Source organism: Candidatus Eremiobacteraceae bacterium (genome assembly GCA_035314825.1).
Lineage (GTDB): Bacteria > Vulcanimicrobiota > Vulcanimicrobiia > Eremiobacterales > Eremiobacteraceae > JAFAHD01.
On the sequence record DATFYX010000076.1, the window covers coordinates 1 to 12,975 of the forward strand.

17 protein-coding genes are annotated in these 12,975 nt (G+C 66.3%); 5 read left to right on the forward strand and 12 right to left on the reverse strand.

All coding sequences use genetic code 11. The features are described from left to right. Window positions 1-282 precede the first annotated feature (282 nt). Window positions 283-1,077 carry a hypothetical protein gene (locus tag VKF82_11155; GenBank protein ID HME82611.1) on the forward strand — a complete coding sequence of 265 codons (795 nt, stop codon included), beginning with the start codon at window positions 283-285 and terminating at the stop codon, window positions 1,075-1,077. Window positions 1,078-1,147: 70 nt separating this feature from the next. On the opposite strand, the gene VKF82_11160 is transcribed toward VKF82_11155, so the two are convergent. Continuing rightward, on the reverse strand, window positions 1,148-1,792 hold the full coding sequence (locus VKF82_11160) for a hypothetical protein (protein HME82612.1): 645 nt from the start codon (window positions 1,790-1,792) through the stop codon (window positions 1,148-1,150). Then, window positions 1,789-2,877 (reverse strand): NAD(P)/FAD-dependent oxidoreductase, encoded by a 1,089-nt coding sequence (locus VKF82_11165; protein ID HME82613.1) that lies wholly within the window; start codon window positions 2,875-2,877, stop codon window positions 1,789-1,791. Before VKF82_11165 ends, VKF82_11160 begins: the two co-directional genes overlap by 4 nt. A gap of 25 nt (window positions 2,878-2,902) precedes the next feature. Here VKF82_11165 and VKF82_11170 point away from each other — a divergent pair, with 25 nt between their 5' ends. After that, window positions 2,903-3,808 carry a hypothetical protein gene (locus VKF82_11170; GenBank protein ID HME82614.1) on the forward strand — a complete coding sequence of 302 codons (906 nt, stop codon included), beginning with the start codon at window positions 2,903-2,905 and terminating at the stop codon, window positions 3,806-3,808. Between the two features lie 10 nt (window positions 3,809-3,818). Here VKF82_11170 and VKF82_11175 read toward each other — a convergent pair whose 3' ends face one another. The 7 genes from VKF82_11175 to VKF82_11205 form a co-directional block, all read right to left on the reverse strand. Then, the gene (locus VKF82_11175) at window positions 3,819-4,085 is read right to left on the reverse strand and encodes a YciI family protein (GenBank protein ID HME82615.1); all 267 of its coding nucleotides are present in this window, start codon (window positions 4,083-4,085) and stop codon (window positions 3,819-3,821) included. After that, window positions 4,067-6,070 carry an ATP-dependent Clp protease ATP-binding subunit gene (locus VKF82_11180; GenBank protein ID HME82616.1) on the reverse strand — a complete coding sequence of 668 codons (2,004 nt, stop codon included), beginning with the start codon at window positions 6,068-6,070 and terminating at the stop codon, window positions 4,067-4,069. Before VKF82_11180 ends, VKF82_11175 begins: the two co-directional genes overlap by 19 nt. Beyond that, the gene (locus VKF82_11185) at window positions 6,067-6,651 is read right to left on the reverse strand and encodes a CoA pyrophosphatase (GenBank protein HME82617.1); all 585 of its coding nucleotides are present in this window, start codon (window positions 6,649-6,651) and stop codon (window positions 6,067-6,069) included. Before VKF82_11185 ends, VKF82_11180 begins: the two co-directional genes overlap by 4 nt. A 14-nt stretch (window positions 6,652-6,665) precedes the next feature. Then, window positions 6,666-7,346, reverse strand: coding sequence for an LON peptidase substrate-binding domain-containing protein (locus VKF82_11190; GenBank protein HME82618.1), 681 nt, complete (start codon window positions 7,344-7,346; stop codon window positions 6,666-6,668). Further along, window positions 7,347-7,556 carry a Fe-S cluster assembly protein IscX gene (gene iscX, locus VKF82_11195; GenBank protein ID HME82619.1) on the reverse strand — a complete coding sequence of 70 codons (210 nt, stop codon included), beginning with the start codon at window positions 7,554-7,556 and terminating at the stop codon, window positions 7,347-7,349. 107 nt (window positions 7,557-7,663) lie between these two features. Beyond that, a complete protein-coding gene (locus tag VKF82_11200) occupies window positions 7,664-8,434 on the reverse strand; it encodes an enoyl-ACP reductase (protein HME82620.1) in 771 nt (256 codons plus the stop codon). A gap of 7 nt (window positions 8,435-8,441) precedes the next feature. Beyond that, window positions 8,442-9,056, reverse strand: a complete 615-nt coding sequence (locus VKF82_11205; GenBank protein HME82621.1) for a superoxide dismutase — start codon at window positions 9,054-9,056, stop codon at window positions 8,442-8,444. A 105-nt stretch (window positions 9,057-9,161) separates the two neighbouring features. Here VKF82_11205 and VKF82_11210 point away from each other — a divergent pair, with 105 nt between their 5' ends. Both VKF82_11210 and VKF82_11215 read left to right on the forward strand, forming a co-directional pair. Next, window positions 9,162-9,407, forward strand: coding sequence for a MoaD/ThiS family protein (locus tag VKF82_11210; GenBank protein HME82622.1), 246 nt, complete (start codon window positions 9,162-9,164; stop codon window positions 9,405-9,407). Beyond that, on the forward strand, window positions 9,404-9,826 hold the full coding sequence (locus VKF82_11215; protein ID HME82623.1) for a molybdenum cofactor biosynthesis protein MoaE: 423 nt from the start codon (window positions 9,404-9,406) through the stop codon (window positions 9,824-9,826). Before VKF82_11210 ends, VKF82_11215 begins: the two co-directional genes overlap by 4 nt. On the opposite strand, the gene VKF82_11220 is transcribed toward VKF82_11215, so the two are convergent. After that, a complete protein-coding gene (locus VKF82_11220) occupies window positions 9,823-11,070 on the reverse strand; it encodes a VIT1/CCC1 transporter family protein (GenBank protein HME82624.1) in 1,248 nt (415 codons plus the stop codon). The two genes, VKF82_11215 and VKF82_11220, sit on opposite strands and share 4 nt — an antisense overlap. A 59-nt stretch (window positions 11,071-11,129) precedes the next feature. Between VKF82_11220 and VKF82_11225 the strand changes: the two genes are divergently transcribed. Beyond that, window positions 11,130-12,086, forward strand: coding sequence for a CPBP family intramembrane glutamic endopeptidase (locus VKF82_11225; protein ID HME82625.1), 957 nt, complete (start codon window positions 11,130-11,132; stop codon window positions 12,084-12,086). 32 nt (window positions 12,087-12,118) lie between these two features. On the opposite strand, the gene VKF82_11230 is transcribed toward VKF82_11225, so the two are convergent. Together VKF82_11230 and VKF82_11235 are read right to left on the reverse strand one after the other, a co-directional pair. After that, on the reverse strand, window positions 12,119-12,502 hold the full coding sequence (locus VKF82_11230; GenBank protein ID HME82626.1) for a hypothetical protein: 384 nt from the start codon (window positions 12,500-12,502) through the stop codon (window positions 12,119-12,121). 113 nt (window positions 12,503-12,615) lie between these two features. Next, window positions 12,616-12,939 (reverse strand): hypothetical protein, encoded by a 324-nt coding sequence (locus VKF82_11235; GenBank protein HME82627.1) that lies wholly within the window; start codon window positions 12,937-12,939, stop codon window positions 12,616-12,618. Between the last annotated feature and the right edge of the window lie 36 nt (window positions 12,940-12,975).

Below are 12,975 nucleotides of genomic sequence, written 5' to 3' on the forward strand. Positions count from 1 at the left end.
GCGCCGCAGCGCGACGGTGACGAGCTGCGTGCGGGCCGCGGCGAGCGCGTCGGCCATGACCTCCGGGCTGCCGAACTTGCCGGTGCCGACGATGAGGCGCGATTCGAACGCGCGGCCCCCGAGCGCAAGGTGGTCGGTCAAAGTGTCACTCCGCACATGGTTTGAGAGCCTTTCCATTCTGCGGGATGTCCGGCGATTCCCCGCGCGGCGCTCGAACGAAGGTTAAGCGACCCGCCGCTCGAAGGCCACGCTCTCGGTTTCTCACTCGTCTGAGGAGGTCCCATGGCTACAGCTCAGATCGACGTCGTCAAGGAGTTGCAAGACTCTTTTCAGCTCCTGATCAAGAATTGGATGCTGGCCCTTCCCACGGCGATCGCTGCGCTCTTGGGGTCGGTGCTGCGCTTCATGATTTTCGGTGCGCTTGCGGCCGGCGCTCTGAGCAGCGGGGTCCTCGGCAGCACGGGGAACCAGGGAGCCATGACCGCGGCGATGGCCGTGCTGGCCTCCGTGGGGCTCATCGGACTGATCGGCGGTATCGTGCTGGCCCTGATCGGGCTTGTGGCGCAAGCCACCGTTGTGTACGGCGCAACCGACATCTGGGCGGGCAGGCCCTTGGATCTCAGCTCCGCTCTGTCGCGAGGTTTTGCGAAACTGCCTCAGATGATCGTGGGCCTTATCTTGATCGTCCTCCTCGCGATCATACCGTGTATCCTCGTCTTCCTCTTCATCGGCGTGTTCCTCTTGCTCGCGCTTGGCTTCTTCGTGATGTACTGGGTGCCCGGCGTCGTGATCGGCAACAAGAGCGGCATGGAGGCGATCGGCGACTCGTTCAATCTCGCCAAGAACAACTTTGGGCCGAGCGCCTTGGCGTTTTTGGGCATCTTCGTCGTGGTCCTCGTCGGCGGCTTCGTCGACATGCTGTTCAGTCATATCATCGGGCTCAACTTCCTCGTGAGCTTCGTCGTGGGCGGCTTTATCTACGCGTTTGCGGCGATCGTCGTCGTTCGGATGTACGAGCTGCTGACGCGCAGCGCCAGCCTTGCGCCCGCTGCGACACCCCCGGCCCCGACCGCATAGCCCACAAGAGATCCGACTCAAACGCAAGGGGCCGGCAGATGCCGGCCCCTTCGCTTTCACTGCGCCGCCGCTATTGCGGCTCCTTGAACACCGAATCCGGGATCGGCACGTTGATGTCGTACGAATCGTAATCGGCGGCCACGTGCGCTTTGTATTTGGGGAAACTGAAGTCCGCCTCTTGGTGGCTGGGCAACACGTAGGTCCCGCTCGTCTCGTTGAACTGCGCGACGTTGATGCTCGAGCCGTCCTTGTAGATCCACTGCTGGATGACGATGCCGTAGGTCGAGGTGTCGACGGTGATGTCGGCGTGGTCGAGGCTGCCGCCGTTGCGCGGCGTCAGGCGCAAGGTGACGTTGCCGTTGTCAGACGGTTCACCCGGCTGCGGCGGCTCGAGCGTCACTATGTACGTCTTCGGCCACGTCGCGGGCGTCCCGGTCGACGCATAGAAGTTCTGGAACTGCTTGGCTAGACTAGGTACCGAATCGAAGACGATCTGCATCTTGTCCGGCTGCTTATAGTAGTAGGTAGCGTTGAGCACGAGCGGCAGGCTCAAGAACGAGTGCACCTTCGCGTCGAAATGGATGCGCACCGTATAGGTCTTCACCGACGCATTGACGGCGGTCATCTTGCGCAGGATCGCAGCCGCGCCGTGCTGGCCGTGGGGCTGCCCCGTCTGTAGCGCGACCGCCGCCGCCAGCGGCACGAGCAGCATCACGGCTGCGCGCCGACCTTGGCTGAAATCGGCAGCGTCAGGTTGCTCGAGTGCACCGGCTGCACTTTCTGGCTCGGATCCATGTAGTTCATCGCCTGGTTGACGGCGATCGCCGCCTCCGACGTGCCGCAGGCGATGAGCTTGAGCTTGCCCGGGTGCGCGACGACGTCGCCGGCGGCATAGATGCCCTTCACGCTGGTCTCTTGCGTGGCCGTGTCCACTTTGATGCCGTTGCCGTCAAGCTCGATGCCCCACTTCTTCACCTCGCCAAGATCGGAGACGAACCCGAGCGCGCACAGCACCGCGTCGCAGCGGACTTCGATCTCCTCTTTGGTCTTGGTCTGCACGACGATCACGCTCTCGACCATCGCGCCGCCGCGCACTTCCTTGATCTCGTGATCGGGCTGATAGATCACCGCGCGCGACGCGCGCAGCTGCTCGACCGTGTGCGGATGCGCGCGAAAGGGCGAGCGGTGGACCAGCGTGACCTGCGCGGCTTTGGGCGCGATCGCGAGCGCGTAGTCGACCGCCGAGTCGCCGCCGCCGACGATGACCACTCGTTTGCCCGTGAACTCGTCGAAGCTGCGCGCGTAATAGTACAGCCCTTTGTCCTCGAACGCTTCGGCGCTTGGCGCCGCCAGTTTGCGCGGCTTGAACGCGCCGATGCCCGACGCCAGGATCACCGTGCGGCTGCTATGTTCGGCCTTGTCGGTGACGATCTTGATGGTGTTGTCGGACAGACGCTCGATATGGGTGACGCGCTCTTCCATGCACTTGGCATGCGGCCATTGGAACGCTTGCTCGACGCACGCGTCGACCAGCGCCTGCCCGGTGATCGCCGGGATGCCCGGCATGTCGTAGATGTACTTCTCAGGATACAGCGCGTACAGCTGGCCGCCCATCTCGGGCAGCGCGTCGATGACTTTGGCCTTGGCGCCGCGCATACCGGCATAGAACAGCGCGAACAGCCCGCTGGGACCAGCACCGATGACGGTGATGTCGTAGAGTTCCACCCCGCGTAGCTTTGACGCGACGTGCTCCTTTCTTCTTGCGCGCCGCAGGCGCGGGCCGACGGCGGTCGAAATCAAGCCATCTTCGAATGGAGGCTGCACGATGTTGACCAAGGTCCGGCGCCCGACGATCGACGACCTCGCGCTTTCCCCCGGCAAGCGCGCGCGGCTGTACCGTATGCTGTACGAGTACGGCCCCGCCAACGGCACGCTGTTGTTCTTGCCCATCGACCAGGGCATCGAGCACGGTCCGGTCGATTTCTTCGACAACCCGGACAGCCTCGACCAGGACTACATCTTCAGGCTCGCGATCGAGGGCAAGTACTCGGGCGTCGCCTGCCACGTCGGGCTGGCCGAGAAATACTTCGGGCCGTATGCCGGCAAAGTGCCGCTGCTGCTCAAGGTCAACGGCAAGACCAACGTTCCAGCCGATGACGAGCCGTTCTCCCCGATGACGTCGAGCGTCGAAGATGCGGTGCGCCTCGGGGCGGATGCGGTCGGCTATACGCTCTACGTGGGCAGCCCGCGCCAGGCCGAGGACATCGCCCAGCTCGACGGCGTGCGCCGCGAATGCGAGCGCTACGGCATGCCGCTGGTCGTCTGGTCGTACCCGCGCGGCAAGGCCATCAAGGAAAAGGGCGGTCAGGATTCGCTGTACGCGATCGATTACGCGGCGCGCATGGCCTGCGAACTCGGTGCGGACGTCGTCAAACTCAACGAGCCCAAGGTCGGCGAGAATCTCGACAAGCAGCCCAAGCCGTACAACACGCTGAGCCTGTCAGAGGAAGAGGGCATCCGCAAGGTGGTCAAGTCCGCCGGCCGGACGCTCGTGCTGCTCTCCGGCGGCAGTAAGATGGGCGACGACGACCTGCTGCACAAAGCGCGCATCGCGATGGATGCCGGCGTCACCGGACTCATCTTCGGGCGCAACCTGTGGCAGCGCAAGTGGGACGATTCGCTCGCGATCACGTCGCGCATCCACAAGATGCTGGAGGCCTACGGGACCTAGCGTCTCGAGATCAGTGCCTCTCGGTCGTGCTCTTCCATCCGCGCACGGTCATCTTCAGTTTCGCGTCAGCCTGATACGGATCGCGCGCGACAAACGCCACGGCGGCGGCCTCATCCGGCATCTCGATGATGTACATTCCGCCCTTGCCGTCGGCGAACGGACCTGACTCGACCACGCTGCCCGCTTTGCGCCCGTCTGCCAGGAACGCGCGGTGCGCCTCGAGCACGCGGTTGCGCGCTTCCATATCCGTGTAGTCGATCAGGACGACGTATCGCATGGCTGCAGCTCCAATTCCCCGCGCGGCGCGACATCGATGCGCACGCTCTGGCCGCGCACGAACGTGCCGGCCAAGACCGCTTTCGCCAACGGCGCGCTCAAACGGCGCTCGATCACGCGCCGGATGAGCCGGGCGCCCTGGCGCTGATCGTCCGCTTCGGCGGCGATCGCGTCTAACGCTGCGTCCGACACCTGCACGGCGATGCCCTGCTCGGCCGCGGCGGCCGCGACGTTGGCGACCTGGCGCGCGGCGATGGCGCGGATGTCTTCGCGGCCCAGTCGGTGGAAGACGACCGCATCGTCCAGCCGGTTGATCAGTTCGTGCGAGAACTGCGCGCCGAGCTGCGCGAAGTCGCCTCCGGCGGGCGCGTTGGCGGTCAGGATGATGAGCGCGTTGCGGAAATCCACCGCGCGTGAGTTCGAATCGGTCAAGCGGCCGTCGTCGAGCAGCTGCAGCAGCAGGTCGAGCACCTCAGGATGCGCGCGGTCGACGTCGTCGAACAGCACGACGCTGTACGGACGCCGGCGCACGGCTTCGGTCAGCTCGCCGGCGCGCTCGTGGCCGGCATAGCCGCGCGGCGCACCGACGAGCCGCGTCGCGGATTGGGCTTGCGAGAACTCGGACATGTCGTAGCGCAGCAGCGCCTCGTCGCTGCCGAACAGCGCCGCGGCAGTAGCGCGGGCCAGCTCCGTCTTGCCGACGCCGCTCGGCCCGATGAACAGCAGCGCGCCCATCGGCCCGCGATGCTCTTTCATGCCGGCGCGCCCGCGGCGCACGCTTTCTGCCACGGCGCGCACCGCTTCGTCTTGGCCGACGACGCGCTCGCGCAGCAACGCTTCGAAATTGAGCAGCCGCGCCGCCTCGCTGCCGGCGACCGCCTCGACCGGAATGCCGGTCCAGCCGGCGACGACCCGCGCGACATCTTCGGGCCCCACGTCCGTTCCGCCGCGCAGCGAGACGAGCGCCGAGGCCTCGTCGAGCACGTCGAACGCCTTGTCCGGGAGGTTGCGGTCGCTGATGTAGCGGGCCGAGAGCGTGACCGCCGCGGCAAGCGTGGCGTCTGCGATCTTCACGCCGTGGTGGCGCTCGTAGCGCGAGCGCGTGCCGCGCAGCATCTGCAGGGCGTTGTCCGGCGACGGCTCCTCGATGACTACCGGCGCGAAGCGCCGCTCAAGCGCCTCGTCGCTCTCGATGTAGCGCCGGTACTCGTCGAACGTCGTCGCGCCGATGCAGCGGATCTCGCCGCGCGCCAGAGCGGGCTTGAGCATGTTGGCGGCGTCGACGGTCGAGCCTTCGGCGCTGCCGGCGCCGACGATGGTGTGCAGCTCATCGATGAACACGATGACGTCGTTGGCGCGCGAGAGCTCCTCTAACATGCGGTGCAGTCGGGCCTCGAACTCGCCGCGATACTTGGTGCCCGCCACGACGCCCGCCAGCGTCAACGCGAGGATGCGCTTGCCTTGCAGCGTCCGCGGCACGTCACCGCGCACGATGCGTTGGGCCAGTCCTTCCACGATCGCGGTCTTGCCGACGCCCGCGTCGCCGATGAGCACCGGGTTGTTCTTGGTGCGCCGCGCGAGAATGCGCACGATGCGGTCGATCTCGACGTCGCGCCCCACCACAGGATCGAGCCGTCCCTCGAGCGCCTGCCGGCTCAAGTCGCGCGAGAACGAGTTGAGCGTCGGCGTCCGGCCGTAATTCGGGAAGCCCGCCGTCCGGGGCGGCGGCGGTGAAGCCGGCGTGACCGGCGACCCGATGTCGTCGCGCCTGCTGCGCTGGAGCTGCTCGCCGATCACCGCTGCGCCGACGCCAAGCGCCAACGCGGCCAGCGCGGCGCCGCCCATCCATTGCAGATTGGTCGCGGCTTGCGCGGCCATGCACTGCGAGCACAGGCTGGTCACCGCGACGCGGCCGGACTTGAACGTCGGCGTCACGCCGGTCGCCGGCTGCTTGCCGCAGCGTTCGCACATCTTCAACGCGCTCACTCGATCACCGCCTCTTCAGACCACACGCTCAACAAGTTGTGCACGATGCGCCCGGTGGCGCCCCAGATGCGCCCGCCCGCGACAGGATAATAGTAGATCTCGCGCCTCACCCCGCGCCACTCCCGCCATTCGACGCCTTCCGCACCGGGCTTGGTGAGGTCGCGCAGCGCGACGATCACCGGACGTGCGACCTCCGAGGGGTCCGGCACGAGCGTCGGCAGCGCCTCCAGATGGCCGACGACCGGCGTGATGACGTAGTTCGACACAGTCGTATGCACGTCGTCGAGCAGCCCCAGCACCTCGACCGCGTCTCGCTGCAAACCGAGCTCCTCGTGCGCCTCGCGCAGCGCCGCATCGACGACGTCTGCATCGTGCGGCTCGATCGAGCCGCCCGGGAAGCAGATCTCGCCCTTATGCTCCATGACCTCGTTCGACCGCTCGAAGCAGATGAGGCAGAGCTCCTCGCCGTCCGCCACCAGCGGCACCAGCACGGCGGCCGCACGCGTGCCCGGCTCGCGCAGCCGCTGCGACGCGCGCGCCGCGAGCCGCTCGCGCAGCGCGTGGATCGTTCCGGTGCCCATACTGCTGTGCGTCTTCAGTTTTCCGAAAAGCGGACGTTGAACGGCGCGGTCTCGGGCGAGGGCTCGTCGACGCGCACGCCCTCGGCGGCGAGCGCGCGCAAACGCTCGGTCTCGCTGTCCAGCAGCACCATCTCTGCGCGCAAGCGGTCGATCGAGGTCGCCGCTTCGAGCAACTGCTGCTTGACCGTTCCCTCCACTTGGAGCGCGTCGGCGATCAGGTACGACGATGCGGTGATGTCCTCGGGCATGTGCAGGCTGTCGAGATCCCGTCCGAAGAGCGCCAGCAGCGCTTGCAGGTAGTCCGTGAAGCGCTCGGCCGCGATGGCCTGGAGCGTGGCTGCGGCGCCCGCGCCGATGGGTTCTTCCAGATAGGATACCTCGGCGGTCCAAAAAGGTTTCTTGCTCACCAAACGCTCGACCCTGAAACGCCGCTCGCCGCGCGTGACGATGTGCAGCCGGCCCTGCGGCAGCGGCGTCACTTCGGCGATGTGCGCGGTGGTGCCGATGTCGACCGGATCGAGCTCGTCGCCGAGCTCGGCGCCGCGCCGGTCGAGCAGCACGCCGAACGGATCGCCGGACTCGATGCAGCCCCCGATCATCTCTTTGTAGCGGTCTTCGAAGATGTGGAGCCGGAGCGCGGCGCCCGGCACGAGCACGGTGCGCAGGGGGAACAGGCCGATGCGCGTGGTCGCCACTTAGGCCTTTTGGGCGAACTCCTCGCGCCAAGCGGCGGCGATGCGCTCGAGCGTGCCCTCGTCGACGCGTTCGGGATCGTCCTCGAAATCGTCGAGGTCGGTCACCAATTGGAGCAGTTCGGGCATCGCGACTTGATCGGGATTTTCATCCGGATGCGCCTGCGCGAGCTCGAATCCGATGTCTTCGACATCCTGCCACGTAAGGCCCATCAGCGATCACTCCCCTCCTGCGGACCCGTCACGTTGTCCGCGTCGCCCCCCATACCCTCTCTCTGTAGCGGTCGAATTCATTCGACCGTCGATTTTAATCGGCCGTTCTAAATCCCTAAGATGCTGTATCCCGCATCGACGTAGATCACTTGGCCGGTGACCGCGCTTGAAAGCCCGCTCGAAAGGAAGACCGCGATGTTGCCGACGTCTTGCGCCACCGCGTTGCGCCGCAGCGGCGCCTTGGCTGCGACTTCCCCCAGAATGCTCGTGAAGCCGCTGACCGCGCGCGCCGACGCCGTCTTGATCGGCCCGGCTGAGATCGCGTTGACGCGGATGCCGCTCTCGCCAAGATCCACGGCGAGGTAGCGCACGCAGGCCTCCAACGCCGCCTTGGCGACGCCCATGACATTGTAGTTCGCAACCGCGCGCACCGAACCCAGATACGTCATCGCCATGACCGAGCCGCCGGGATTGATGATCGGCGCAAGCTCGCGGCACAGCGCGGCCAGCGAGTACGCACTGATGTCGAGCGCGACGCGAAAACCGTCGCGCGAGGTGGCGTAGAACTTGCCTGCGAGCTCCTCCTTACGCGCGAACGCGATGCTGTGCACGACCGCGTCCACATGCCCGTACTCGGATTCGAGCACGGCGCGCAAGCTCGCGAGGCTGTCGTCGCTGCCGACGTCGCAGTGCAGCGCGAGCCCGCCGCCGAGCTCGCTCGCCAGCTTCTCGACCTCGTCTTTGGTGCGTTCGCCCTCGTAGGTGAGCGCGAGCCGCGCGCCGTGCTCGTGCAGCGCTTTGGCGATGGACGTCGCGATGCTCCAGCGGTTCGCGACGCCCATGACGAGCGCGATCTTGCCTTCGAGCAGCCCCGCCACCGCCGGCCTACTTCTTGGCGGCGTCGAAGCGCTTGGCCACGGCGTCCCAGTTGACCACGTTCCACCAGGCCTTGAGGTAGTCGGGCCGGCGGTTCTGATACTTCAAATAGTAGGCATGCTCCCAGACGTCGTTGCCCATGACCGGATGCTGCCCGGCGGACATCGGATTGTCTTGGTTCGGCGTGCTGGTGATCTGCAGCTTGCCGTCGGCGGTCAGCACCAGCCACGCCCACCCGCTGCCGAACTGCTTGACGCCGGCGTCGTTGAACTGCGTCTTGAAGGTCTCGAAATCGCCGAACGTGCTCTTGATGGCGTCGGCAAGCGCGCCTTTGGGATCGCCGCCTGCGTTGGGCGCCATGATGGTCCAGAACATCGAGTGGTTGACGTGGCCCCCGCCGTTGTTGCGTACGGCGCCGCGGATGTCCTCAGGCACGGCGTTGAGATTCTTTATCAGCTCTTCGACCGTCTTGCCCGCCAGCTCCGGATGCTTCTCGATAGCCGCGTTGAGATTGTTGACGTACGCCGCGTGGTGCTTGTCGTGGTGCAGCGTCATCGTCTCTTTGTCGATCGTCGGCTCCAGCGCGTCGTAGGCGTATGGCAGATCGGGCACGGTGAACGGCATGGTCGGTCCCTCCTATAAGCCCCGGGCACTACCGTATAGTGTCTGGCAACTCCTAGTCGTATGCCCAGGGAGGAAGCGGCGCCCGCGCCGTAGTCAGACCGCTGCATGCGGATCATCGTGCGGCTGTTCGCGTCCCAGCGCGAGGCGCTGGGGCGGTCTTCGATCGACGCCGACGTGCCGGACGGCTCCACCGCCGCTTCGGCGCTGACGTTTCTGGCGCGCGCGTATCCGGCGCTTTCGGCCGGCGGCGCGACGTTGGCCTTTGCAGTCAATCGCGAGCACGCGTCATCCGATGCGGTGCTCCGCGAAGGCGATGAGCTCGCGCTCCTGCCCCCGGTGGCCGGCGGATGAGCGCGCGCCATTTCGTCCTCACGAACGAGCCGCTCGACGAGCATCTGGCGACGCAGGTCATCTCCCATGACGGCGCCGGCGGCGTGGTGACGTTCGTCGGAAAAGTGCGCGACGAAGCGCGCGGCCACAAAGTGACGCTGCTCGAGTACGAGGCCTACCCCGAGATGGTCGAGCGCGTGTTCTCCGACATCGCGGCCGAGGCGCGCAAGCAGTTCCCGATCACCGACATCGCGATCCATCACCGCGTCGGCGCGCTCGAAGTCGGCGACGTGAGCGTGGTGATCGCGGTCTCGGCGCCGCACCGCGCCGCGGCGTTCGATGCCTGCCGTTACGCCATCGATCGCCTCAAGCACATAGCGCCGATCTGGAAGAAAGAGCACACGCCCGACGGGGCGGTGTGGGTGGACGACCGGCCCTAGCCGCCGACGAACTTGACGCCGAACAGGCTCGGCACGAACGTTCCGACGACATAGCCGATGATGCCGGCGCCGGCGCCGATGAGAAACTGCTCGAGTCCCGAGCGCCATGGATTTCCGTTGGTGACGCGCGCCTTCACGATGCCGATGCCGAACAGCGCCAGACACGCGAGCGAGATCGAGAGCGCGAGCGCCTCCCTGCCGTTGGTGAAGACGTAGGGAAGGATCGGTGCGATCGCGCCCAACAGGAACGAGGGCGCCATCACGGCCGCGTCCTTGAGCGGGTTGCCCGCCGATTCGGTGTCAAGCCCGAGCTCGGCGCGCGCCATCACCTCAAGCGCTTTGTTCGGATCTTTGGAGACGGCCAGCGCGGCGTCGCGCGCCTGCTCGGCGCCCATGCCCTGCAAACGGTAGATCTCGGCCAGCTCTGCGAGCTCTTCGGCAGGATGCTCGATGATCTCGCGCAGCTCGCGCTCGATCTCAGAACGGTGGACCTCTGATTCGGCCTTCGACGACAGGTATTGCCCGGCGGTCATCGCCACCATGCCGGCCACGCCGGTGGCGACGCCGGCGAGCAGGATCGTGGTATTGGATTCGTGCGCGCCGAAGAACGCCGACACGACGCTGACGGTCGTGAGCAGTCCGTCCTGAGCGCCGAACACGAACTCGCGGATGCGCGTGCGCGATGCCACGCGCTCGCGCTCCTCTGTGATCTCCGCCGGTCCGGTCATCTTCTCGACGCCGCGAGCGGTGCGTTCGAGCGCCCTAGGCGCCGTCGCGGCGGCACCATCGGCGGGTTTTTCGCTGCGGTCGAATACATTCGACCGCTCCATGCCGCTCGGTGCGGCGGGGCCGCGGCGTTCCACGAGCGCGAGCGCGTCTTGGAAGAGCTTGACGTGCGCCTGCTCGCGCGCCATTGCTACTTCGAAACCCACAAGCGCGTCCGTGCGTCCTTCTGCTTTGGCCTCCGCGATGTAGCGCGGGTAGGTCACGGCCGATTCAGCTGCCTCATGCTCGACGACTTGACGGAGGTTCTCGGCGGTGCTCTTGACGGCGCCAAGCGCGCGCAGATGCATCGTGGCGTGGATGATCTCATCGCCCGCCGCTTGCATGAACGCCTCGGCGACCTCCGGATAGCCCTCGCTCAGCGCCGCAAGCGCGTAGGCGCTATAGAGGCGGTGGGTCTTGGCTTCGTCCATGAACGAGGTCCACAGATTGAGCTCGGTCTTGGACACGTCGATCCGCATGCAGGGTTGCTTCAAGGCCAGGCAGGCGCGACCTCCGGAAGCGCCCAACGCCGCGCTGCATGCTCCAGCGTCTCTTCGTCAAGGACGGCCGGTTGCGGCCGGTGTTCAGGGTGCTCGCCTACATACTGGCGGCGGTGGCCGCGCAGGCCGTGCTGGCGATCTTCGTGGCGATCGGGTACCGGATCGCGTACGGTCCCGACGCGGCGTTCATGCGCACCCCGGTCTGGCTCGATGAGCTCATCTCGGCCATCGCGGTGGTGGGCGTCGCGATCCTGCTGCGCATCTACCTCGACCGGCGCAGCGTCGCCTCGCTCGGCATCACGTTTCGCACACGCTGGCTATGGCTGTTCGCCCTGGGCGCCGCGATCGGCGCGGGCATGCAGCTGCTAATATTCGCCTTCGGTCTCTTGCTGGGCGCCAACCACGTCCTCGCGCTGTCGATGACGTGGTCGGTCTTGCGCAACCTCGCGGCATGGTGTGCCATTTTTGTCATCGCCGCGCTTGCCGAAGAGATGCCGCTGCGCGGCTACATCCTGCAGAATCTTTGGGAAGAGTTCGGGTTCTGGCCGGCGGCGATCGTCACGTCCGTCATGTTCGCGCTGCTGCACTTCAAGAATCCGTATTTCGGCGATCTGCCGTGGGCGACGACGATCAACATCGCCGTCGACGGGATATGGGCGTGCTGCGCGATCCTGTGGACTCGATCGCTGTGGCTCGCGTGGGGCGGCCATTTCGCATGGAACGTGTTCGAGGGGCCGGTGTTGGGCACGCCGGTGAGCGGCATCCATACGGGACCCGGCATCGTCATGCAGTACGTCAGCGGCCCGCCGCTGCTGACCGGCGGCAAGTTCGGTCCAGAAGCCGGCTTGCTCGTGCCCGTGGTGGAGATCGCCGGCATCGCCGCGCTGTATGGCATGTACCGGCTGGGATGGTTCGCGCAGCTGCCCGACGCGCGCGAGGCATACGCGCGGGCCCCGGACTCGCCTCACGCCGTCAGCGCGACCAACCTCACATAAGAAGCGAGGCCTTTCGGCCTCGCTTCGGTCTGCTAGAACTCCTCGGAATGCTCGGGGTGGAACTCTTCTTCTGTCTCCTCGCCGAATGGCTCTTCTTCGAATTCTTCTTCTTCGTATTCCTCGATCACCAGATCGCCGTCCGCCGCGCCGTTGTCGTCGAGCACCGTGGTCGGCACCGGTTTGGGAGCCGGCGCTGTGGCGCGTTTGGCCTTCGGCGGCGCGCTCTTCTTGGCTGGCTTCTTCGCGGCTGGCTTCTTCGCGGCTTTGGCCTTGCCGCGTTTGGCTGTGGTCTTCTTCTTAGGTGCTGCGGCTCGGCGGGCGCCTTTCGACGCGGCCCGCTTTGTCGCGCGCTTTGCGCCCTTCTTCTTCGCCGGCGCTTTCTTCTTGGTGGCGCCCTTTTTCGATTTCCGCCTCATCGTCTGGTCCTCCAGGCATTCGCAGTGGTGGGTGTCCGCTATGGGATATCGGCTGGGCCGCTCGAATCGTTGCGCGGCGCTTGTGGGTCAATCGGAGCGTCTCCTCCCGGGACTCAGGGCCGCAGCGGACGCACCTCGATGATCTGGTCGCCCGCAGGCAGCGTCCGCGCCTCGCCCTTCACAGGCGTGAGCTGCAGCACCAATGCGCACGACCCGATCAGGTCCTCGCGGACCTGCACCTGGCCCTCGTACAGGCGGTCGGAGCTTCGGGCAAGCACGTTGCGGCGAAAGTCCGCCGCTGGCGGACCGTTGCGCCGCACGAGGCCGGCTTCGCACTGGCCGACGAAGCCGTCGGCGAACCGCACTGCGACGTTGAGGACGTCGCCCGGATTGTACACTTCGCGGTGCGGCGAGAATTCGATGCGCTCTATCTGCATGAAGCGGGCCTACTGTTCGCCCCCCTTCCGGCGTGC

What these genes read in the sequence shown, in the direction of transcription:
- VKF82_11155 (HME82611.1), top strand. Translation starts at nt 283, where the DNA reads ATGGCTACAGCTCAGATCGACGTCGTCAAGGAGTTGCAAGACTCTTTT.
- VKF82_11170 (HME82614.1), top strand. Translation starts at nt 2,903, where the DNA reads ATGTTGACCAAGGTCCGGCGCCCGACGATCGACGACCTCGCGCTTTCC.
- VKF82_11175 (HME82615.1), bottom strand. Translation starts at nt 4,085, where the DNA reads ATGCGATACGTCGTCCTGATCGACTACACGGATATGGAAGCGCGCAAC.
- VKF82_11185 (HME82617.1), bottom strand. Translation starts at nt 6,651, where the DNA reads ATGGGCACCGGAACGATCCACGCGCTGCGCGAGCGGCTCGCGGCGCGC.
- iscX (HME82619.1), bottom strand. Translation starts at nt 7,556, where the DNA reads ATGGGCCTTACGTGGCAGGATGTCGAAGACATCGGATTCGAGCTCGCG.
- VKF82_11205 (HME82621.1), bottom strand. Translation starts at nt 9,056, where the DNA reads ATGCCGTTCACCGTGCCCGATCTGCCATACGCCTACGACGCGCTGGAG.
- VKF82_11210 (HME82622.1), top strand. Translation starts at nt 9,162, where the DNA reads ATGCGGATCATCGTGCGGCTGTTCGCGTCCCAGCGCGAGGCGCTGGGG.
- VKF82_11215 (HME82623.1), top strand. Translation starts at nt 9,404, where the DNA reads ATGAGCGCGCGCCATTTCGTCCTCACGAACGAGCCGCTCGACGAGCAT.
- VKF82_11220 (HME82624.1), bottom strand. Translation starts at nt 11,070, where the DNA reads ATGCGGATCGACGTGTCCAAGACCGAGCTCAATCTGTGGACCTCGTTC.
- VKF82_11225 (HME82625.1), top strand. Translation starts at nt 11,130, where the DNA reads ATGCTCCAGCGTCTCTTCGTCAAGGACGGCCGGTTGCGGCCGGTGTTC.
- VKF82_11230 (HME82626.1), bottom strand. Translation starts at nt 12,502, where the DNA reads ATGAGGCGGAAATCGAAAAAGGGCGCCACCAAGAAGAAAGCGCCGGCG.
- VKF82_11235 (HME82627.1), bottom strand. Translation starts at nt 12,939, where the DNA reads ATGCAGATAGAGCGCATCGAATTCTCGCCGCACCGCGAAGTGTACAAT.